The sequence below is a fragment of the Formosa algae genome, assembly GCF_001439665.1.
Classification (GTDB): Bacteria; Bacteroidota; Bacteroidia; order Flavobacteriales; family Flavobacteriaceae; genus Formosa; species Formosa algae.
Genome location: NZ_LMAK01000036.1, coordinates 1 through 22,603, shown reverse-complemented (window position 1 = coordinate 22,603; position 22,603 = coordinate 1). Strand labels below are relative to the sequence as shown.

The following is a 22,603-nucleotide window of genomic DNA, read 5'->3' as shown; positions in this document are numbered from 1 at the left end:
TCTAGTTTCTAAGTGGTTTCCCTGTTTTTAACATATGTTGAATACGCTCTAAGGTTTTACGTTCTGTACATAAACTTAAAAAGGCTTCGCGTTCTAGATCTAGTAAGTATTGTTCGTTCACTAAGGTGGGTTCAGATAAATCTCCTCCAGCCATTACATATGCTAATTTATTCGCTATTTTCTGATCGTGAGCACTTATATAATGACTCGCTTCCATTGAATCCGTACCGACTAAAAACATACCTAAAGCTTGTTTTCCAAGAACTTTAATATCTGTGCGTTTTATAGGTTGCGTATAGCCTGCTTCAGCCATTAATTTAGCGTGTGCTTTTGCGGTTGCGATTTGTCTGTCTTTGTTAACCACTACTATATCTTTTCCGTGTTGTAGTAAGCCTAAATCGAAAGCTTCGTATGCAGAAGTTGACACTTTAGCCATACCTATAGTTAGAAAATAGTCTTGTAAAGTATTTAGTTCTACATCACCTTTTTTAAAGGTGTCTTGTGCTCTTAGTGTAAGTTCTTTAGAACCACCACCACCAGGGATAACACCTACGCCAAATTCTACAAGTCCCATATAGGTTTCTGCAGCAGCAACAACTTTATCTGCATGTAGTGATAATTCGCAACCTCCACCAAAGGTCATTCCATGTGGTGCGGACACTGTTGGAATAGAAGAATATCTCATGCGCATGACAGTGTCTTGAAAATACTTAATAGCCATGTTTAATTCGTCGTATTCTTGTTCAGCAGCCATCATAAAAATCATTCCAATATTAGCTCCTACAGAGAAATTTGCTCCTTGATTTCCTACCACTAAACCTTGAAAATCTTTTTCGGCTAAATCTATAGCTTTATTAAGGCCTGCTAATACATCGCCTCCAATCGTGTTCATTTTAGATTGGAATTCAACATTTAAAATACCATCTCCTATATCTTCAACGACTACACCAGAATTTTTAAAGACTTCGTTGGATTTTCTGATATTATCTAGAATAATAAAGGCATCTTGGCCTGGTACTTTTTCTTGTGCTTTAGATGGAATATCGTAAAAATAAGACGCTCCATTTTTTACCGCATAGAATGAAGATACACCTGAATCTAACATCTCGTTAACCCAAGCAGCTGGCTCTAAACCTTCAGCTTTCATCAGTTCTATTCCTTTTTCAACGCCAATAGCATCCCAAATTTGAAACGGGCCATGTTGCCATCCAAATCCAGCTTTCATGGCATCGTCTATTTTATATAATTCTGTAGTAATTTCTGGAATACGGTTAGACACATATGCAAAAAGTGCCGCAAAGTTTTTACGGTAAAATTCTCCTGCTTTATCTTTTCCAGAAACTAAGACTTTAAAACGATCTACGACCTTATCAATCGATTTCGTAAGTTCTAAAGTTGTAAATTTTGCTTTTTTGTTTGGACGATATTCTAAAGTATCTAAGTCTAATGATAAAATATCTTTAGTCCCATCTTTATGACGTTCTAATTTATAGAATCCTTGTTTGGTTTTACTACCTAACCATTTGTTTTCCATCATGGTTGTGATAAAATCTGGTAGCTTAAATAAATCAAGGCGCTCGTCGGTCTTAACATTTTCGTACAGTCCATTCGCGACATGTACTAAGGTATCTAAACCTACAACATCTACCGTACGGAAAGTCGCCGATTTAGGTCTACCGATTACAGGCCCTGTTAATTTATCGACTTCTTCAATCGTTAAATCCATATCTTTTACGGTATGAAATAAACTCATGATACTGAAGATTCCAACACGATTCCCAATAAAAGCAGGTGTGTCTTTAGCGACTACAGATGTTTTTCCTAAAAATTGCTCGCCATAACCATTTAAAAAGTCTAAGACCTCAGGACTCGTTTTTGGTCCAGGAATGATTTCGAACAGTTTTAAGTAACGTGCAGGATTAAAAAAGTGAGTACCACAGAAATGTTTCTGAAAATCTTCAGAACGTCCTTTACTCATAAATTGAATTGGAATTCCAGACGTATTTGATGTAATTAAAGTACCCGGAGTTCTATGTTTTTCAAGGTTTTCGAAGACTTGTTGCTTAATGTCTAAACGTTCTACAACAACTTCTATAATCCAATCTACATCTTTAACTTTAGCAATATCATCTTCTAAATTACCAGTTGTAATGCGACTGGCAAATTTTTGATGATAAATAGGTGAGGGCTTCGATTTTAATGCCGCGGTTAAGGCATCGTTAACCATTCTGTTTCTAACGACTTTGTCTTTTAAAGTAAGTCCTTTAGCTTGTTCTGTAGCATTAAGTTCTCGTGGTACAATGTCTAGTAATAATACATCGACGCCAATATTGGCAAAATGACATGCAATACCACTACCCATAATACCAGAACCTATAACGGCTACTTTTTTTATTCTACGTGTACTCATTTTATTTTAAAATGCTTTCGTTATTATATATCTTTTTATTCGAAATTAAATCGTTTATCACTTCTGCAACCTCGTAAAAATGTTCAATTTTTTCTGCTGAAATATTATTTCTTACAGCTTCATTAAAAATTAATACACGGTCTCTGGAATAGCCTCTTTTTTCTTTGCCAAATTCGGTTAAGTAAATTAAAACACCTCGGCCATCTTCAGGATTTGGTTTCCGTTCAATTAGACCTTGGTTCTCCATGTTTTTTATGATTCTTGATAAACTTGTGGCTTCCATACCCATTTTGGGACCCAGTGAAGTTGATGGTGTTCCTTTTTCAGGATCGATACTAAGTAAGGCAAACCCAATGGCCATTGTGCTATCAAATTTTGTACCTTGTTCGTTGTACATTTTTGTAACCGCTAACCAAGTGTGTCGCAAAACATAGTCGATGGTTTTATCTTTCATCTTATTTTTTTCTTAACCAAATATAATAAATAATATTATGCATGCATAGCAAATGGCAAAAATTTAACTAAAATAGGGATAAAAAAAACTCCTTAAAAAGTTAAGGAGTTTGATAATTTACAAGTTATATATTGAATTTATTAAGGAATTGTAGATTTCCTTTATGTTTTTTCGCTTTAACTTCAAAGTAGGAGTAAGGTGTCCTTTTTCGATAGACCAGACTTCTGGCGTGACTTTAAAAGCTTTGATTTGTTCCCATTTTCCGAAATTTTGATTACTATAATCAATTTCTTTTTGAATACGATCTAGTAAACGTTCATCTTTACAAAGTATAGAAATGTTGCTAGAATCTATGTCATGACGTTTAGCCCATTCTTTAATAAAGTCGAAATTTGGCTGAATTAAAGCGGCAGGCATTTTTTGACCTTCACCAATAACCATAACCTGTTCAATAAAACGCGATTGCTTCAATTGATTTTCAATTACAGCAGGTGCAACATATTTTCCACCACTAGTTTTGAACATTTCTTTCTTACGGTCTGTGATTTTTAAAAAGCCATCATCAGAAATTTCGCCTATATCTCCTGTATGGAAATAGTCGCCAGTCATAACGTCTGCAGTTTTTTCTGGATCTTTATAATAACCTAGCATGACGTTTGGTCCTTTAACAAGAATTTCGCCGTCTTCTGCTATTTTTACTTCAACATGATCTATAAGTTTACCTACGGTTCCTATTCTAAAACCATAATTTCTTTGATCGTTTACAGAAATTACAGGAGAAGTTTCTGTTAAACCATAGCCTTCCATAATAGGAATGCCCGCTGCAGCAAATGTTCTTGTTAAACGGGGTTGTAATGCTGCACTTCCAGAAACCATAATTTTTATATTTCCGCCTAAGGCTTCTTTCCATTTACTAAAAATTAACTTTCTAGCTAGACCAAGTTGTTTTTCATACCACCATCCGTTTTTTCCGTATGGTTCGTATCTTAGACCTAAATCTATAGCCCAAAAGAACAGTGCTTTTTTTATACCCGTTAATTCGCCTCCTTTAGCTACAATCTTATCGTATACTTTTTCGTATAAACGAGGTACTGCCGACATTACGTGCGGATGTATTTCTTTTAAATTATCGCTCATTTTGTCAATAGACTCGGCAAAATATATTTCTACACCACAATATTGATATAGATAGAGTAACATGCGTTCAAAAACGTGACAAATAGGTAAGAAACTTAATGCTCTAGATTTACCATGATCAAAAGGCACACGTTTTTCACTACTTAATACATCAGATACTATATTGTTATGAGACAACATTACGCCTTTTGGGGTACCTGTGGTTCCAGACGTATATATTAATGTAGCTAAATCGTCTGGTTTCACGCTATCCATTAATGCTTGAACTTCCGACTGGTTGGATGGATCTTCACCTAAAGTTAACAGCGATTTCCAGTTACTTTCGTTATCAATCTCATCAAAAGTATAAACCCCTTTTAAAAGAGTGTTGTCTTTTATCTTGTTCAGTTTTTCTAAAACCTCTATATCTGAAACAAAACAATAGGTGGCTTCAGAATGATTTAAAATGTATTCATAATCAGTTTCAGAAATTGTGGGATAAATAGGTACGTTTTGTGCGCCAATTTGTAGCACGCCAATATCTATAACATTCCATTCTGTTCTATTTGTTGTAGAAATTACAGCAATCTTATCGTTTGGTTTTACGCCTAAGCGGAGTAAACTACGACTTATAGCATTAGCTTGGTCTACATAGCTCTGTGTAGATATAGACACCCAAGTATCACCGTATTTGGTAGTTAGAGATTTGTTTAAGTTATACTTTTCTAACTGATAATACGGAAAGTCGAATATTCGTGTTATGTTTATCATGAATCGTTATATGAATCGGTAATGCAAAATATAAAATTTATAGATATATTGCAAATAATAAAATTATCTTAACTTATTTAGAAGCAAATTGACGAATGTATTTATAAATATTAAAAATATTGTGAATCTTATATTTTATTAAAAAGTTTAGTCTGGAATTATCTTAGGTATAAAGCAAAAAAAAACTGCCTTTAGGAAGACAGTTTTTTAAGTGATTTTTATATTTTTTTCCTGCCCCGGCTTAACACCTTATATTCTTCATAACAGCCGCTAATAGCGTCAAGAATTTGAAGATCGTTAGCAGTGTTTATAAAGTCTTTAGAGTAATTGCATTGTCTTACAATTTCGTCCAAATCTACGCGGTCTACTTGTAATAATACCGTGAGCATTTCGCGATCAAAGCGCGAGGCTAATAAATTCCTTATTTCATCATCCTGTTTCATTTGCTTCAGTTTTTTCATTTCCTGAGGCTTTTTTCCAAAGATGTTATATAAGAAATCTGCGGGGTTAAAAATGGAACTTAAAATTTTGTTCACACTTGTACCGCTTCTACCAGCTTCATATCCGTTTTGTAATCCCGAAATACTGTATTGATAGTTATTATTAATAGGAACTTGTTTAATATCTACTTCCAAATATCCTGTTAGTCTAAATTGGTTTACTACAACTTCTTCTAAAGCTAGGGCTAACTCTGTTAAAGCAATGGTAGAACTTCCGAATTTTATCCAGTCGTTTGTCACTTTTACCTTAATAGATTTAAAACCTAAATAGGAGAGGTGAAGCGTATCATTTACTTTCGCAGAGATATTAAATTCACCTTTCGTATTTGTAGTACTACCTTTAACTTGATTAATGTTTACAATATTTACACCTTCTAGAGGTTCGTCATTAGAACCGTTAATAATTACTCCAATTACATTTGTATTACCGTCTTGTGAAAAAACAGTTGTTGATGTAAATAAAAGGAAGAATAGTATAAATATATATTTCATTATAATTTTGTTAGGCATAAAAGTAGCAAACTAATTAATATTTAGGAAAAAGTACAAAGTATTTTGTCTAAATATTAACAGATTACTAACGTCTAGAACGTCTTGGTCTAGATGATGATGATGAGCCTTGATCTGAACCACCTTTCTTTTCCGAACTAAAACGTCTAGGTTTAGAGTCTGAATCTGAATTTCTTTTTCTATCTCCTCCAGATTTTGAACGTCTATCTCCTCTAAATCCTCCAGATTCTTTTCTGTCTCTACGACCGCCGCCGCCGCCACGACTTCTGTTTCCGCCGCGACCACCGCCGCCTCCTTTGTTTTCTGTTTCTTCAACATTAACAAAACGACCATCGTGTTTATAATCTGTAAAGAATGCTAAGACTTTATCTTTAAGTTCTTTTTCAGTATTAAAGAATGAGAAACTTTCTTTAACATCTACTTTAAATACATCGTCACGACCTAATTCTAAAACTTCTTTTAAGAAATCTTTTAATTTCATCCAGTCAAAACCATCACGACTACCTACGTTTATAAAGAAACGTGCTGCATCGCTATTGCTAACGTGTTCTCTACCTTCTCTTTCTCTTGAATTTCCTTCAGCTACGTTTAAATCTTTAGATTTTTGGTAGTAATTAAAGAAACGTGTGAATTCTACAGAGAAAAATTTCTGAATCAATTCGTCTTTCGTAGTATCTTCAAATAAAGTGTTTATACTATCTAAATACTTATCAATTTCTGGATTGATTTCTGTATTGTGTATTTTATTGGCTAACGACATTAATTGTACTTCACAAATTTCGATTCCGTTAGGGATCTCTTTTTTGATGAAGTCTTTTTTAATGATGCGCTCTATACTTTTAATTTTTCTAACTTCACTTTTAGAAACAATTACCATAGAGATTCCTGTTTTACCAGCACGTCCAGTACGACCACTACGGTGGTTATACGTTTCTATTTCGTCAGGTAATTGGTAATTGATTACGTGAGTAATATCGTCTACATCAATTCCACGTGCAGCAACATCTGTAGCTACTAACATTTGGATTTGTTGATTTCTAAACGATTTCATAACTAAATCACGTTGGTTTTGACTTAAATCACCATGAAGTGCTCCAGCGTTATAACCATCTTCTATAAGTTGTTCGGCTACTTTTTGAGTATCACGTTTAGTTCTACAGAAAATAACAGAAAAAATATCTGGGTTAGCATCTGCTAAACGTTTTAAAGCTTGGTAACGGTCTCTAGCGTTCACTAAATAATATTCGTGAGACACTTGAGTACTACCTTCGTTTTTATTTCCTACGGTAATCTCTGTAGGATTATGCATGAATTTTTTAGCTATAGTTGCAACTTCTTTTGGCATAGTTGCAGAAAATAACCAAGTGTTTTTATCTGTAGGAGTGTGCGATAAAATGTCTGTAATATCTTCTTTGAAACCCATGTTAAGCATTTCATCTGCTTCATCAAGTACACTATAAGTAATCTTAGAAATATCAACCATGTTACGGCTAATCATATCTTTCATACGTCCTGGAGTTGCAACAATAATTTGAGCACCACGTTTTACGTCTCTTGCTTGGTCTTGGATACTAGATCCACCGTAAATAGCAACAACATTTAAACCTTTACAGTATTTACCGTAAGCTTTAAGTTCGTTAGTAATTTGTAAACAAAGCTCACGAGTAGGAGATAAGATTAACCCTTGAGTTGTTCTACTATCGATATCAATTTTTTGAAGCATTGGGAAACCAAACGCAGCAGTTTTACCTGTTCCTGTTTGTGCTAATGCAACTAAATCTATTTCACTTTCTAATAATAATGGGATGGCTTTGTCTTGGACTTCACTTGGGGTTTCAAAACCCATGTCTGTAATAGCGCGCAAAAGGTCATCATTAAGACCTAAATCTTTGAATGTGTTCATTCTTGTAATAAGTATTCGATTAAAATATGTAAGTGTTACATAAGAAGGGAATCGACATACTTAACCTTAAACTTCCAAGTAACACATCCTCTCTCTGAGGAATTTCAAGCTGCAAAGGTAGTGTTTTATTTGGTAATACCTAATTTGCTTTATTTTATTGTGAATCAGTAGATTAATTTATTACTGTAAGGTGTTTAAATATTTTACTAATAATGAAACCGCTTTTCCGCGATGTCCGATTGTGTTTTTTTCCCTTAATGGCATTTCTGCAAAAGTTTGCGTGCCACCTTGTGGTCTAAAAATTGGATCGTATCCGAATCCGTCTGTTCCATGCTGTGTCTTTGTTATATTACCTTTACAAATGCCAGTAAATGTTTCCATATTAGCATGAAGTGATAAAGCAATAACTGTTTTGAATTGAGCTGTTCTATTAGTATTTGATCCTAAATCGTCCAACAGTTTTTTCATATTATCTTTAGCATCGCGTTGTGGGCCAGCAAATCGTGCAGAATAGACACCAGGCGCACCATTTAAAGCATTTACTTCTAAACCAGTATCATCTGCAAAACAATCATATCCGTAGTTCTTTTTTACATATTCTGCTTTCTGTATCGCATTACCTTCTATAGTTGGTTGGGTTTCAGGAATGTCTTCAAAGCATTTAATATCGGCTAAACTTAATAGCGTAATATGACTTGGTATTAACGATTGAACTTCCTTAATTTTATTCTGATTATTGGTAGCAAATACAAGTTTCATACTGTAATTATTTCTTTTTTATAATGGCTAAAATAAGGTTTTAAATTGAAGTAGATCTTATTTTATAATTTGCTATATACATTTAATTTTTTTTGATTGTTTTTAACTAACTGATTAATATTTTAGTTTTTAGGATGATAGATTACTGTATTCTTTTTGTTGGCTTTTAATTTTGATTATTTCACAATATTTTATGAGCAAAAGCATATGAAAAGACGCCGTTTTTCTTTAAATTTATGTAGAACTTTAAAACACTAATCTATGACAATTAACATTCAATACATCCACATGTCTACTAGCGAGGCAATGAATGAACATGTAACTGCGAAACTAAATAAACTAGCTTTAAAATACGATTGGATTATCTCTGCAGAAGTTATCTTTGAGACCATTCAAAACGAAAAAGAAGATGGTAAAATTTGTAAAATTGAATTGAGTGCACCTGGACCAAGAATTTTTGCATCTTCTAAAGAACGCACTTACGAACTCGCTGTTAGAAACACTATAAACGATTTAGAAACGCAATTAAAAAAACGTAAGCATACTTACGCAAACTCATAATCTATATATTTGCGGATGATGAATTTAAATTTCATCATCCGTTTTTTTATGCATTAACATGATTTCTTAAAACATATTATTGTTCACTTGAAATGGTTTGTCGCAAGAATTAATGTATTTTTAACCCCTTACCAAAATCGTTTAACAGGATTTGTAAGTTTGGTAGATGATTATACATGATTAAAAAAATTGCCTTTTTACTAGTATTGCTGTTAAGCGCTTCTTCAATACACGCTCAGCTTTTAAAAGATCTTGATTCTTTAAAAATTATCCAGCTGGCAGATAAATTATTTATAGATCACGATATAAATAATTATTCCTTCCGACTATTTACAAATTATAAATACAAACAATTTAGTATTAGAAATGAGACTGATTTTAGAGCTCGTTTTATCCCTAATAATAAATTTGGGATTGGGTTTGGTGTTGCAAGTAGTAAACTATTAATAGATATAGCGTTTAATGTAAAAACAAATACAGACGATATTACCCACCGTTTTGATATGCAAGGGACGTCTATAATTGGGAAAAAGAACTATGTGAATTTTTATGTGCAGACGTATAGAGGTTTTAATGTGAAAAATAATTTTGATGAACCTTTTGTATTTAGAGACGATATAAGGTCTGTAACTGTAGGCTTTAATTATTTACGGACCATTCCGGATATTGAATTTTCGTATTCTATGTTAAAGGCAGGCATAGATAAATTAGATCGACCAGTATATATAACAGGCGGTTTTGGAGCCTTTGGATTTTACGATTATTTTAGTGGAAGAGGGAACGTGTTGTCTGATATTTCTGAAGATTACTTTAATGAACAAGCCCATGTTAAGCGCTATAATAGTTCTGCAATAGGTGTTTTAGGCGGATTAATGTCTGTGTTTAGATTGCCTGGAGATTTTACAGCATCTTGTAATATTATGCCAGGTATTGGTTTAATGTATAAACATGTTATGTTAGAATATGGCGATTATAAACCGTCTAATCCTGTATTATTAAAGCTAGATTACACCTTTGCTGTAGGATATAATGTTCAGCGCTATTACATCAGTTTAATTTATGGTGGTGGCGTGTATTCTACAGATTTAGATTTCGATAATAATTACCGCTTCAATCTAACTAAAGCCAAACTCGCAATTGGTTACAAGCTCGGTTCAGGAAAGAAAACGTATCATTATCGTTAAAGAGAGATGAGTGATTTAACGATGGTGGTAAGGTTCGTTTCTAAGAATGGTAAAGCCTCTATATAACTGCTCTATAACGAATAAACGTATCATTTGGTGTGAAAACGTCATTTTAGATAACGATATTTTTCCTTGAGCTTTTGCATATACATCTTGAGAGAACCCGTAAGGTCCGCCAATTACAAATACCAATTGTTTGATACCCGAATTCATATGTTTTTGCAGATAGTTTGAAAACCCTACAGAATCCATTTGTTTTCCATTTTCATCTAGCAGAATAAGTACATCTGTGGGATTTAATTTACTAAGAATAAGCTCGCCTTCTTTTTGCTTTTGCTGATCTTCACTTAAGTTCTTAACCTTTTTTAAATCAGGAATAATTTCAAATTCAAATTTTATATAGAATCCGAGACGTTTTTGGTAATCGTCTATTAAGCCCTGTAAGAGCTTATTATCTGTTTTACCAATGGCCAATAATTTTATGGTCATAATAAAGGAGTTAAACCTATCTTAATTTATGGTATTGACTAGGATTAGCTTCGTGCATAATCTGATAAACAGTTTCAAAAATATCTTCTAAAGATGGTTTAGAAAAATAGTCACCATCTGTTCCATACGCCGGACGGTGTGGTTTAGCTGTTAATGTTCTTGGTCTGCTATCTAGATGTTGATATCCGTTTTGAGTATTTAAAATTTCATTTAAAATATAGGCAGAAGCTCCTCCAGGGACATCTTCATCTATAACTAATAAACGATTGGTTTTAGCTACACTTTTAACAATATCATGATTCACATCAAAAGGTAAAAGCGATTGTATATCTATAACTTCTGCTTGAATTCCAACTTCCATTAATTCTCTAGCGGCTTGTTCTACAATTCTTAAAGTAGATCCATAAGATACTAAGGTAATATCTTCTCCTTCGCGAATGGTTTCTGTAATTCCAATTGGTGTTTTAAATAATCCAAAATTAGAAGGTCTTTTTTCTTTTAAGCGGTAACCATTTAAACACTCTACAACTAATGCAGGCTCGTCAGATTCTAATAAGGTGTTATAAAAACCAGCAGCTTTAGTCATGTTTCTAGGAACTAAAACATGAATACCACGAACCAAATGAATAATTCCGCCCATTTGAGATCCGGAGTGCCAAATCCCTTCTAAACGGTGTCCACGAGTACGAATAATTAATGGTGCTTTTTGTCGGCCCTTAGATCTATATTGTAAGGTTGCAAGATCGTCGCTAATAATTTGTATGGCATACATAATGTAGTCTAAATACTGAATTTCAGCAATAGGTCTAAGTCCGCGCATAGCCATTCCAATACCCTGTCCGATAATGGTTGTTTCACGAATACCAACATCGGCAACGCGTAATTCGCCATACTTTTCTTGCATGCCTTCCAGACCTTGATTAACGTCTCCGATATTTCCAGAATCTTCTCCAAAAATTAAAGCTTCAGGATATTTATTAAAAATAGCATCAAAGTTATCTCTAATAATTAATCTGCCATCTACATTCTCGCTATCTTCAGTGTAAATGGGTTTTACTTCAGCAATATATTTTACAGATTTATTACTTTCACTATAAAGATGAGAGCTGTATTGTGGCTGAACTTTTTCAAAATATTTATCTATCCATAATAGTAGTCTGTCCTTTTCAGGAGCCACATCATCAATAATATAGCGTAATGTTTTTCGAGCAGCGACTATAATATCGCGTTTAATTGGCTCTTCAATATGTTCAAGGTCTTTAACGATTTTCTCGATAAAAACTTTGTTAGTACTAATAGTTGCAACTTGCTTTAATAGGTTGACTATTTCCGTTTTATCTTTATTTATTGGTCCTACAAAAAGATCCCAAGATGTTTTTTTTCCTTTACGAACTTCACGCTTCGCACTTTTTTCAATTTCGGTTAATTCTTCGTCTGAAGCAAAGCTGTTAGAAATTAACCACTCACGCATTCTTAAGTTACAATCGTTAGCGGTTTCCCAAGCTAAACGTTCTGGACTTTTATAACGCTCATGAGATCCAGAAGTCGAGTGACCCTGAGGTTGTGTTAATTCATTAACATGAATTAAAACAGGAACATGTTCTGTTCTTGAAATCTTACTCGCTTTTTGATAGGTTTCTACCAATGCAGGGTAATCCCAACCTTGAACACGAAGAATTTCGTATCCGTTTGAATTTTCATCGCGTTGAAATCCTTTTAAAACTTCAGAGATGTTTTCTTTAGTAGTTTGGTGTTTTGCATGTACAGAAATACCGTATTCATCATCCCAAACACTAATTACCATAGGGACTTGTAACACCCCTGCAGCATTAATGGTTTCGAAAAATAAACCCTCACTAGTACTTGCATTTCCTATTGTTCCCCAGGCAATTTCATTTCCGTTATCAGAAAAGTTTTTAGTGTAAATTCCTTTTACGTGTCTGTAAATTTTAGAAGCTTGTGCAAGTCCTAAAAGACGCGGCATTTGTCCTGCGGTAGGTGATATATCTGCACTTGAATTTTTTTGTACAGTTAAATTTTTCCAATTTCCATTTTCATCTAAACTGTGCGTGGCAAAGTGTCCGCCCATTTGTCTACCAGCCGACATAGGTTCTATTTCTAGATTGGTGTTGGCATACAAACCAGAGAAAAATTGTTCTACAGTTAATTCTCCTATAGCCATCATAAACGTTTGATCACGGTAATAACCAGAACGGAAATCTCCGTTTTTAAACGCTTTGGCCATGGCTAATTGTGCGACTTCTTTTCCGCCACCAAAAATTCCGAATTTTGCTTTACCTGTTAGTACTTCACGTCTACCAAGTAAACTGCACTCACGAGAGGTGACTGCAATTTTGTAATCATTTAAAACTTCGGCTTTAAAATCTTCAAAAGAAAGTCCTGTCATTATTTCGGGTTCTGTTTGCATGTTTTGAAAGTATTGGAATAAGTGCAAATTTATGCAATTTAAATGGTTATTACAATTCTAACTTGACTTAAGTATGATATGGAATTTGTAGTAAAAGCAAACTTTGTGTTTGTTTTTATGAAGAATTGTTAAGTAATTTATCTTTTATTGATAAATTATTAATTAAAATCGAGAATTTAATACCAGCGCCTTGTAAATAAACCGAGTAGCGTTTTTGGAGATAAGGTAATAACAAACCTAATTTTTTCGCTATAATGGGGCTGAGAAACTTCCCATCCTAAATTGGAATATACAGGGAAATAGAGTTCGAAATAATCTGTAATTAAATTTAAACGGAATCCGGTATCGTATACAAATTCTGTAGGGAGATTTCGGTTTTTTACTAAACCAACATCACCATAAAGTTCTAAATATTTCCAAATGGTTGTACCTCCGTTTAAGGTTGTCATCCATTGGTTTCCAAAAGGGGTTTCTAATTTAGACTTAAAACCTCCTTCAGAAATAATTAACTCCTGACTTAGAAGTCCAGATTCTTCAGAACGGCCTAAGTAGTTGTAATCGAACAAGTAATCTGTTGGGCGGTCTAAAGCAAAACTAAAATAATCTGATGTTTTATAGGTGTTATTGTATAAAAAAGTACCCGCAAAAAAGCGCAAATTAAAATTTCGATTGCTTTCTGTGAGTTTTCTATATTCAAAATTTACAGCAATTTTTCCGAAGTTTTTAGCCAGTTGTAAATCTGTAAAACCGGTGACATGATTTTTTAAATTCGGATTGGTATTTCCATATCGCAAATTAAAGACATCATAGTCTGGCTGATCTTCATCTGTAAATTGTTGTGAAGGATCGTCTTCTCTAGAAATACTGATGTATCTCATAGTGAGGTATTGGTTTTTATTATCCCTAAAATCATCTCGATTTCTAAATCTAAATTGTACATACGGTGTAAACGATGTATAAGATAAATCTGGTGCGTAATTAGAATACTCTCCAGAAAAACCATATCTGATATAATATAAATCTTGATCTTCTGGACGTTGGGTGTAGCTTAAACTTACATTACCAACTAGTTGCTTGCTTTTTAAAGCATAGCGCGGACTTAAGCTATATAAAAAGGGTTTAGATAATATGGTTTTATTGTATAATCGTAATCCAGGAGCAAAACCATCGTAAAAATTATAAGTAAAATCGGGCATAAAAAACACTTGACTATAATAAGGATCTTCTATATCTTTAAATAATCGAAATTGTAAAGGTTTATTATTGAATAAGAATCCTTTAAGCGATTTCCAATCGTCTCTTAAGTTGAATTCTGGCACCACCATATCGTAGTTTAAAACCAACTTATCTATACTGTCTTTAGGAATGGTTATATGCTCTGTTTCTGTAATGTTATTTATCCAGGTTTTGTAAACAATGCTATCGTTTTTAAGTCCGAATAGCGAAATGGGCATACTATTTTTTCGTTTGTTTTTAATGGTAACTTCTAACGAATCGCCTACTACCTCGTAGCCTTTAATTTTATAATCTATCTTTTGTCTAGTTGCGATATAATCGTTAAAAAACCAATCGACATCTTTATTAGTATTGCAACGTAGCAACGTTTCAAAGTCTTTAGGAGACGTTTGTTTTAGCTTATACAAAGACATATAACTGTTAATGGTTTCTTGAATAACATTGTGGTTTAAGTAGTCTTCAAGGTATTTTAAACCCACACCAGCTTTATATTTATTTGCAATATTAGAGTTGAATTTTAATAAGGAATCTTTACGCATGGTTAATGGCTGGTCGAGATTAGAGCGTGCCATATGCATGTATAAAAAGTTATATTGATTATTAAATTGAAGTTGAGTTGCATGAAACGAACGAATTCCCCAAACCTTTGAAAGCGTACCAAAAAGCTTCATATTTGGATAATATTCATCTACATATTTCATTAGATAATAGACCTGTAACCCATCATTAAGCCAGTAATCTTCTCTAGGATTAATGAATAGCATGTTTTCAAAATAATTATTTAAAGCTGTTTTTATCAGTTTAAGTTCATATTGAAAATGGTTAGGAAATGGTCGTATAAAATTAGGAAGCTGATTGAGTCCGTAAATCGGATTCTTTTTGTAATCTATTTCAGAAAGTAATAATTTATCATGTGGATAAGATCCAAAATTATCTGTAATAAAGGTGATGATTTTATCTGTGATGATAATGCGGTCTATTTCATTTAAATTCTCATCATTAATATTGGTCACTATAGAAAAGGAATCGTTACCAATAGTATTAAAATCTGACGTTTTCTTTAAAAATAATTTAGAATCGACACTGTTTTTACCTGTTAAAGTAACCACTGTATTACCATCTTGCATTTGTGTGTGTTCGCGTTTTAATTCTGAAGTCAGCGTGTAATAGCTCGGGAATTCAATATCTAAATGCAAATCTGCTGCAGGAATAAATAAATCGTCTAAATCTTTATTGCTGTAATAATTCCATTTGCCGTTGTAAACCGCAGGCGTTATATACCAATATCTTAAGTTGAAATCGTTTGTGTTAGTCCAGCCGTAACGGGTAAAATTATCGTTAGGAATTTGAACCACATAATGTAATTCTAGGGTGTAAGTTTCACCACCTTGTAAAGGTTCTGAAAGCTTTATTTTTAAAACATCTGGCTGATTTTTAAGACGATTAAAATCGACTTCAAGATTGTTTTGGGTAATGCTGGTTATGGCTGTAAATCCACGATCTTGACTTTTAGCAAAATGAAAGTTGGTTTTATATTCATCGGCAAAACGATTGGCTAAAGGTGTTGTTTTGGTAGAGTAACTATTTGCCCAGTCGTTTAAATAAATGGCGTTTAGTGTATCTTGAGTAGTATTCTTATACTGAATAGTCTGAGATATACGAATTTGTTTAGAAGGCACATCAAAAGTAGCTTTTACATCAATTTTGTTTTGACTAATAGCAATTAGGTTTGTAAGAAAGAATAATGCAAAGCAAATACTTCGTAAACTCAAGCGACTTATTAAAATTTAAAATTCAACAATTTTTTTTAAATTTTATGGTAATGCTTTAATTGTACCTGTATTAAAGCATTACCATAATAATAGAATTGGAAAGGTATATTTTTAAAGGAATTTAATGTTTTTATTACTGTTAAAAATTTAAACTAAAATTAGATTGGTTGTAAAACTCGTTTAGAATGTCAACTACTTCATCTTCAGTATCTACAATATGTATTAGGTCTAAGTCTTTAGCGCTAATGGTATTATGTTGTGCCAACATGGTAGATTTTATCCATTCAAATAACCCTTTCCAGTAGTCTTTACCAACTAAGATAATTGGAAACTGTTCTATTTTTCCTGTTTGAATTAAGGTAATAGATTCAAATAATTCATCTAAAGTTCCGAATCCTCCTGGAAGTACTACAAAGCCTTGGGAGTATTTAACAAACATTAATTTACGAACAAAAAAGTAGTCGAAATCTAAGCTTTTATCTGGATTAATATACGGATTATCATGTTGCTCGAACGGTAATTTAATATTTAATCCTACAGATGTTCCGCCACCTAAATGTGCTCCTTTATTTCCGGCTTCCATAATTCCTGGTCCGCCACCTGTAATAACACCATAACCTTCGTCTACAATTTTATGAGCGACACGTTCTGCTAATTGATAATATTTATCTTCTGGTTTTGTTCTAGCCGATCCAAAAATAGAGATACAAGGACCAACGGTACTCATTTTTTCAAAACCATTTACAAACTCACCCATGATTTTAAAAATAGCCCATGAATCGTTTGTTTTTATTTCATTCCAACCTTTAGGATGTTGTTCTTTTGTCATAATCATTTTATCTTCTATTGCTAATGTAATTCTTTTTTAAGGAATTTTGCTGTGTAACTTTTTTTGTGTTTTGCGACGTCTTCAGGAGTACCTTCTACAATCACTTTTCCGCCGCCTTTACCACCTTCGTAGCCAATATCTATAATATGGTCTACAGTTTTAATGACGTCTAAATTGTGTTCAATAATAAGTACGGTATTCCCTTTGTCTGCTAATTTGTTTAGTACAATCATTAGCACACGAATGTCTTCAAAATGAAGTCCTGTTGTCGGTTCATCTAGAATGTAAAAGGTGTTTCCGGTGTCACGTTTACTTAATTCTGTGGCTAGTTTTATACGTTGAGCTTCTCCTCCAGAAAGTGTGGTACTTTGTTGTCCAAGTGTAATATAGCCTAAACCTACATCTTGTATGGTCTTTACTTTTTTATGAATTTTAGGAATGTTTTCGAAAAATGGTACCGCTTCATCAATGGTCATGTTTAATACATCACTAATCGATTTTCCTTTATATCTAATTTCTAATGTTTCTCTGTTGAAACGCTTTCCTTGACAGGTTTCGCATTCTACATAAACATCAGGTAAAAAGTTCATTTCAATAACACGTAAACCACCACCTTGACAGGTTTCGCAACGTCCGCCTTTTACGTTAAAACTAAAACGACCAGGTTTGTAACCTCTAATCATAGCTTCAGGGATTTTAGCAAATAAACTTCTAATTTCACTAAAGACTCCGGTGTAAGTTGCAGGATTACTTCTTGGTGTACGACCAATAGGCGATTGGTTAATATCAATCACTTTATCTAAATGTTCTAACCCTTTAATGCTTTTATAAGGCATTGGTTTCTTAACACCATTAAAATAATAGGCATTTAAAATAGGGTAGAGGGTTTCATTAATTAAAGTCGATTTCCCGCTACCAGACACCCCAGTTACACCAATCATTTTACCTAGAGGAAAAGATACGCTTACATTTTTAAGGTTATTTCCTGTACATCCTTTTAAGGTTAGTACATGGCCGTTCCCTTCGCGGCGTTTTTTAGGAATTTCTATAACTTTTGTACCGTTTAAATATTCGGCAGTTAAGGTGTTTTGTTTTAATAATTCTTCTGGAGTACCTTCACTAATAATTTCACCGCCGTAACGTCCTGCTTTTGGCCCGATATCTATTACGTAATCGGCACGCTCAATCATATCCTTATCGTGTTCTACCACAATAACAGAATTTCCGACATCACGAAGAGAAATTAGAGAATTGATTAATTTTTCGTTGTCGCGTTGGTGTAAACCAATACTAGGTTCGTCTAGGATATAAAGTACGCCAACCAATTGCGATCCAATCTGTGTAGCCAGTCTTATTCGCTGTGCTTCTCCACCAGAAAGCGATTTAGAACTTCTGTTTAAAGATAAATAGTCTAAACCAACATCCAGCAAAAACTGTAAACGCGTACTGATTTCTTTTATAATTTCTTCACCAATTTGAAGTTGTTTATGCGATAAGTGTGTATTGATGTCTTTAAACCAAACGGATAAATCACTAACGTCTTTATTCGCTAATTCTGCAATATTTAAACCGTTTACTTTAAAATATAAAGATTCTTTTCTTAGTCTAGAGCCTCCACATTCTTCGCATTCTACTTTGTCCATGTAATCTTTTGCCCAACGCTTTAAAGTAGTGGTTTGTGCATTTTCAAACTGACTTTCAATAAAATTGGCAACTCCTTCAAAATCTATTTTATAATCGCGGGTTATACCAAGCGTTTTGCTTTCTACAGAGAATTTTTCTTTTCCGCCATATAAAATCATGTGTTTGGCAGCTTCAGGAATATCTTTATAAGGATCTGTTAATTTAAAATCAAAATGCTGAGCAATTAATTGTAATTGTTTAAAAATCCAACTGTTTTTTTCTGGTCCGTGTGGTGCTAAAGCTCCTGCTTTTATGGATAAACTCGGATCCGGAATAATTTTAGAAATATTAACCTGATATAATTGTCCGATACCATTACACTTAGGGCAAGCTCCTTTTGGAGAGTTAAACGAAAAATTATTAGGTTCAGGATTTGGGTACGAGATACCTGTAGACGGACACATTAATAAACGACTAAAGTAACGTGCTTCGTTTGTGTCATGATCTATTACCATTAACACATCATCACCATGATACATGGCTGTATTTATGGTTTCTGAAAGGCGTTTATCGTTATCGGCAGAATTATCAATTTTTAACCTGTCGATTACAATTTCAATATCGTGATTTTTATAACGGTCTAATTTCATGCCTTTAACAAGGTCTCTAATTTCGCCGTCTGTTCTCACTTTTACAAAACCTTGTTTGGCAATTTGCTCAAATAATTCTCTGTAATGTCCTTTTCTTGATCGTACCACGGGCGCAAGAATGTTTATGCGTTTCCCTTGATAATCTTCAATAATTAATTTTTTAATTTGCTCGTCGCTATAGCTTACCATTTGTTCTCCAGAGTTGTAGCTATAAGCATCACTTGCTCTGGCATACAATAAACGTAAAAAATCGTAAATCTCTGTTATTGTACCTACTGTAGAACGAGGCGATTTACTCGTCGTTTTTTGTTCAATGGCAATTACAGGAGACAATCCATCAATTTTATCGACATCTGGTCGTTCTAACCCTCCCAAAAACTGCCGTGCATACGCCGAAAACGTTTCTATATAACGCCGCTGACCTTCGGCATAAATGGTGTCGAAAGCCAAAGACGATTTTCCACTACCAGATAAACCCGTAATTACTACGAGTTTGTCTCTGGGAATAGAGACGTCTATATTCTTTAAATTGTGCACTCTGGCACCTTTAACTTCAATATGTTCTTCGAAATTGCTCATATAAATGCAAAGTTTCAAAGATACAGATTTTATGATGAAAAAGGAAACGCCTAACGTCTTAGTAAAGTGTTAAAAAAGAAGTCGTTTTTCAAGAATAAAGTATAGAAAGTTAATGAAAATTAATTTTTAAAATTCATTTAGTTTTAAGATGTATTTACATGTTGTAATTTTTAATAACAATCTTACTATTAAGTGTTTATTCAGAATTTGTATTGAAGTAACTACTTTGTGTTAACTCATAATTACAAGCATTAAAATAGCAGCTACAAAAATTAATAATGGAATAATCCATCTGTGTTTTACACGTTCTGTGTGTTTTGGTTTTACTTTTTTAATTCTTGTTTTAACTTCAGGCTGGATTACGGGTTGCTGATCGAGTAAAGCTTGTAAGCCTAAAGGAGCAGCTTTTAAAATTTCATCTTTTTCAGAGGTTAAGCTTTTAATGAGTTGCTCGGTATTTAAATTAGTGTCTTTAATGTGTGCCAAAACCATAGGAGCTGACATAAGGATTAGTCTAAAAATAGACGATTTTTTTATACTCACCGTTTTTTCTAAAGTCTCGAATAATTTAGGTTGCTTATCCTCAAACAGCAATTGTAGTACACTTGTGCCATTTTTTAAAGTTACTGGATCGCCTTTATCTGTAAGCAGTGACGGTAAATCTGATAGAATATTATCCGTATTTAAAGCCTCATTATTCGCCAGATTGACAATCTTCTCTATAACAGGAATATCATTTGTTTTATTTAAGAGTCCAATTAAAAGCGTTGGAATGGCGGCAGACATGGCTTTGAATACGCTAGTTTCAGATTCGTCTAGGGTATCTGCAGCTCGTGCAACAAGGTCTGGAGTAATATAATTACTTAAAGCTTTTAATAAATGGTTATGCATGCGTTACAATTAGTTGGTTAATCAAAATTAATAAATTATATCTTCAAAATATGTATTTCTAAAGTGTTTTTAAAAAACAGCTGTAAGAATTATATGTCGTTAAAATATTGAATATGATAATTTAAGTGGTTTTTAATTCTGAATTTAATAATCAGAATTCTTAAAATAAAGTTTGTGTTGTGGTATTCTTAGTTTTTAGAGTTTGAAACTAAAAGGCTGTTTTAATATCTGTAATATCTAAACCTAGAAACAATAATTTATGAAATTCTGGTAGTTTTAAACCTGTTTCTGTTGTGGTCCAATCACTCCAAGATGCTTCTAAGCCGTTTAAAGGTAAAATAGATACCCACATTTTAAAAGCAGTAGGTTTGTAATCTTCATCCAATAGCCACATGTAAGAATCTCCTGGGGTGCTTCCGCCAGACGAGTAGGAAATTAATAAGCCTTGTCTATTATGCTCTAACGGAATTAAACTTCGAGTTGTTCCAGGATCAAATACTTTGTAAGGGGCTACAATCCAGAAGGAATCGTTATTAAAATAGTTTACCGCTTTGTCTATATATTCTTTAGACTCTTCGGAGGAAAGTTGCACATTATCCACAAACACGTCACTTGAATTTGGAGAATCTAATTGTAAATCTACTCTCAAATTCTTCCAATAGACTTCACAAAAATTTTCATTTTTTTTCCATTTAAAATGATGACGCTTACTAAATGTCCATTCAATATAATTTGTTTTTTTATATGCTTCGTAGTCTAAAGCGTCTAACATGTTTTGTGCAACAACATCTGCCGCTTTTGATGGTGTGCCTTGAGGTAAATCTTCGTCGTATTTAAAATATAGATAGCCGAAAAATAATAATGTAGGTAAGGTTAGGAATACAATAATTCCACCGCATATTTTAAGAATTTTCTTTGCAGACATAGTCGTGATTTAGTTTTACAAAATTAAGATTTAAAATCCAATTGCAGTATCGTCGCCACGATAATCTGCTCCAGCTTCTAAAGTGCCATCTTTTAGTTTTAAAATACCATCTACACGACCAATAATAGGTGCATCTTCTTCATTAATATGATACCCTTTAGACTCTAATTCTGAAATGGTTTCACGATTAAATTTGTTGGGTTCCATAAGCACTTCGTCTGGTAACCATTGGTGATGAAAGCGTGGTGCATTAACGGCTTCTTGCATACCCATATTAAAATCGTATACATTTAAAATGGTTTGCAATACACAAGTAATTATGGTTGAACCTCCTGGCGTTCCAACGGTCATGTATAATTCGCCCTCTTTTTCAACAATAGTTGGTGTCATAGAACTTAGCATGCGTTTTTGTGGCGCAATACTATTGGCTTCAGCACCAATTAATCCAAACATATTTGGCTCACCGGGTTTACTGCTAAAATCGTCCATTTCATTATTTAAAAAGAATCCCAATTCTGAACAATATAATTTAGAACCATAAGCACCATTTAAAGTGGTTGTGACGGCAATGGCATTCCCAAATTGATCGACTATAGAATAATGGGTGGTTTCATCACTTTCAACTAAAGTGACATTCCCGTGTTTTAAGGAAGAAGATAATGTAGCTTGATCTAGAGAAACATTAGACATGCGGTCTTTAAGATAGGCGTCGCTCATTAACATTTCGGTTGGAATTTCAACAAAATCTGGATCACCTAAATAGTAACTTCTATCGGCATAGGCACGGCGTTCTGCTTCAGTAATAATTTGTATGGTTTTGGTACTGTTGTGTCCTAATTCACTTAAATTGTAAGGTGCAATCATGTTCATGATTTGTCCTAAGCAAATCCCTCCACTAGATGGAGGTGACATAGAAATAATTTTTAAATCGTCGTAATTAAATACAACGGGTGTCCGCCATTTGGCTTCATAATTTGCTAAATCTGCTTCAGTAATAATCCCGCCATTATCTT

At 33.5% G+C, this 22,603-nt stretch carries 16 protein-coding genes; 2 read left to right on the top strand and 14 right to left on the bottom strand.

Annotation, left to right across the window (positions count from 1 at the left end):
• Position 1 precedes the first annotated feature (1 nt).
• The 6 genes from AST99_RS10320 to AST99_RS10295 all read right to left on the bottom strand — a co-directional run bounded on the left by AST99_RS10320 (position 2) and on the right by AST99_RS10295 (position 8,423).
• Positions 2-2,410: a 3-hydroxyacyl-CoA dehydrogenase/enoyl-CoA hydratase family protein gene (locus AST99_RS10320; RefSeq protein ID WP_057781759.1), complete on the bottom strand. Its 2,409-nt coding sequence runs from the start codon at positions 2,408-2,410 to the stop codon at positions 2-4.
• A 1-nt stretch (position 2,411) separates the two neighbouring features.
• On the bottom strand, positions 2,412-2,864 hold the full coding sequence (locus tag AST99_RS10315) for a MarR family winged helix-turn-helix transcriptional regulator (RefSeq protein WP_057781758.1): 453 nt from the start codon (positions 2,862-2,864) through the stop codon (positions 2,412-2,414).
• Positions 2,865-2,981: 117 nt separating this feature from the next.
• On the bottom strand, positions 2,982-4,751 hold the full coding sequence (locus AST99_RS10310; RefSeq protein ID WP_057781757.1) for an AMP-dependent synthetase/ligase: 1,770 nt from the start codon (positions 4,749-4,751) through the stop codon (positions 2,982-2,984).
• Positions 4,752-4,969: 218 nt separating this feature from the next.
• Entirely contained in the window at positions 4,970-5,743 is a 774-nt protein-coding gene (locus AST99_RS10305) for a carboxypeptidase-like regulatory domain-containing protein (protein ID WP_057781832.1), read from the bottom strand.
• Between the two features lie 85 nt (positions 5,744-5,828).
• On the bottom strand, positions 5,829-7,664 hold the full coding sequence (locus tag AST99_RS10300) for a DEAD/DEAH box helicase (protein ID WP_057781756.1): 1,836 nt from the start codon (positions 7,662-7,664) through the stop codon (positions 5,829-5,831).
• 180 nt (positions 7,665-7,844) lie between these two features.
• The gene (locus AST99_RS10295; protein WP_057781755.1) at positions 7,845-8,423 is read right to left on the bottom strand and encodes a non-canonical purine NTP diphosphatase; all 579 of its coding nucleotides are present in this window, start codon (positions 8,421-8,423) and stop codon (positions 7,845-7,847) included.
• Between the two features lie 261 nt (positions 8,424-8,684).
• Here AST99_RS10295 and hpf point away from each other — a divergent pair, with 261 nt between their 5' ends.
• Positions 8,685-8,984, top strand: coding sequence for a ribosome hibernation-promoting factor, HPF/YfiA family (hpf, locus tag AST99_RS10290; RefSeq protein ID WP_057781754.1), 300 nt, complete (start codon positions 8,685-8,687; stop codon positions 8,982-8,984).
• Positions 8,985-9,160: 176 nt separating this feature from the next.
• Positions 9,161-10,168: a DUF4421 family protein gene (locus AST99_RS10285; protein ID WP_232301613.1), complete on the top strand. Its 1,008-nt coding sequence runs from the start codon at positions 9,161-9,163 to the stop codon at positions 10,166-10,168.
• Between the two features lie 15 nt (positions 10,169-10,183).
• Here the strand turns inward: AST99_RS10285 and rlmH are convergent, their stop codons facing one another.
• From rlmH to AST99_RS10245, 8 genes are all read right to left on the bottom strand, one after another.
• Positions 10,184-10,657 (bottom strand): 23S rRNA (pseudouridine(1915)-N(3))-methyltransferase RlmH, encoded by a 474-nt coding sequence (rlmH, locus tag AST99_RS10280; RefSeq protein WP_057781753.1) that lies wholly within the window; start codon positions 10,655-10,657, stop codon positions 10,184-10,186.
• 16 nt (positions 10,658-10,673) lie between these two features.
• The gene (locus tag AST99_RS10275; RefSeq protein ID WP_057781752.1) at positions 10,674-13,085 is read right to left on the bottom strand and encodes an alpha-ketoacid dehydrogenase subunit alpha/beta; all 2,412 of its coding nucleotides are present in this window, start codon (positions 13,083-13,085) and stop codon (positions 10,674-10,676) included.
• Between the two features lie 176 nt (positions 13,086-13,261).
• On the bottom strand, positions 13,262-16,093 hold the full coding sequence (locus tag AST99_RS10270) for a gluzincin family metallopeptidase (protein ID WP_057781751.1): 2,832 nt from the start codon (positions 16,091-16,093) through the stop codon (positions 13,262-13,264).
• 139 nt (positions 16,094-16,232) lie between these two features.
• On the bottom strand, positions 16,233-16,922 hold the full coding sequence (locus tag AST99_RS10265; RefSeq protein ID WP_057781750.1) for an LOG family protein: 690 nt from the start codon (positions 16,920-16,922) through the stop codon (positions 16,233-16,235).
• Between the two features lie 20 nt (positions 16,923-16,942).
• Positions 16,943-19,774: an excinuclease ABC subunit UvrA gene (gene uvrA / locus AST99_RS10260; protein ID WP_057781749.1), complete on the bottom strand. Its 2,832-nt coding sequence runs from the start codon at positions 19,772-19,774 to the stop codon at positions 16,943-16,945.
• Positions 19,775-20,005: 231 nt separating this feature from the next.
• The gene (locus AST99_RS10255; RefSeq protein ID WP_057781748.1) at positions 20,006-20,665 is read right to left on the bottom strand and encodes a DUF937 domain-containing protein; all 660 of its coding nucleotides are present in this window, start codon (positions 20,663-20,665) and stop codon (positions 20,006-20,008) included.
• A 208-nt stretch (positions 20,666-20,873) separates the two neighbouring features.
• A complete protein-coding gene (locus AST99_RS10250) occupies positions 20,874-21,590 on the bottom strand; it encodes a hypothetical protein (RefSeq protein WP_057781747.1) in 717 nt (238 codons plus the stop codon).
• A 30-nt stretch (positions 21,591-21,620) separates the two neighbouring features.
• Positions 21,621-22,603: gamma-glutamyltransferase family protein (locus tag AST99_RS10245; protein WP_198151469.1), on the bottom strand; the 983-nt coding region annotated here is incomplete at its 5' end.

Excerpts from the sequence above, each read along its gene's own strand:
- AST99_RS10320 (WP_057781759.1), bottom strand. The coding sequence starts at position 2,410 with ATGAGTACACGTAGAATAAAAAAAGTAGCCGTTATAGGTTCTGGTATT.
- AST99_RS10315 (WP_057781758.1), bottom strand. The coding sequence starts at position 2,864 with ATGAAAGATAAAACCATCGACTATGTTTTGCGACACACTTGGTTAGCG.
- AST99_RS10310 (WP_057781757.1), bottom strand. The coding sequence starts at position 4,751 with ATGATAAACATAACACGAATATTCGACTTTCCGTATTATCAGTTAGAA.
- AST99_RS10305 (WP_057781832.1), bottom strand. The coding sequence starts at position 5,743 with ATGAAATATATATTTATACTATTCTTCCTTTTATTTACATCAACAACT.
- AST99_RS10300 (WP_057781756.1), bottom strand. The coding sequence starts at position 7,664 with ATGAACACATTCAAAGATTTAGGTCTTAATGATGACCTTTTGCGCGCT.
- AST99_RS10295 (WP_057781755.1), bottom strand. The coding sequence starts at position 8,423 with ATGAAACTTGTATTTGCTACCAATAATCAGAATAAAATTAAGGAAGTT.
- hpf (WP_057781754.1), top strand. The coding sequence starts at position 8,685 with ATGACAATTAACATTCAATACATCCACATGTCTACTAGCGAGGCAATG.
- AST99_RS10285 (WP_232301613.1), top strand. The coding sequence starts at position 9,161 with ATGATTAAAAAAATTGCCTTTTTACTAGTATTGCTGTTAAGCGCTTCT.
- rlmH (WP_057781753.1), bottom strand. The coding sequence starts at position 10,657 with ATGACCATAAAATTATTGGCCATTGGTAAAACAGATAATAAGCTCTTA.
- AST99_RS10275 (WP_057781752.1), bottom strand. The coding sequence starts at position 13,085 with ATGCAAACAGAACCCGAAATAATGACAGGACTTTCTTTTGAAGATTTT.
- AST99_RS10265 (WP_057781750.1), bottom strand. The coding sequence starts at position 16,922 with ATGACAAAAGAACAACATCCTAAAGGTTGGAATGAAATAAAAACAAAC.
- uvrA (WP_057781749.1), bottom strand. The coding sequence starts at position 19,774 with ATGAGCAATTTCGAAGAACATATTGAAGTTAAAGGTGCCAGAGTGCAC.
- AST99_RS10255 (WP_057781748.1), bottom strand. The coding sequence starts at position 20,665 with ATGCATAACCATTTATTAAAAGCTTTAAGTAATTATATTACTCCAGAC.
- AST99_RS10250 (WP_057781747.1), bottom strand. The coding sequence starts at position 21,590 with ATGTCTGCAAAGAAAATTCTTAAAATATGCGGTGGAATTATTGTATTC.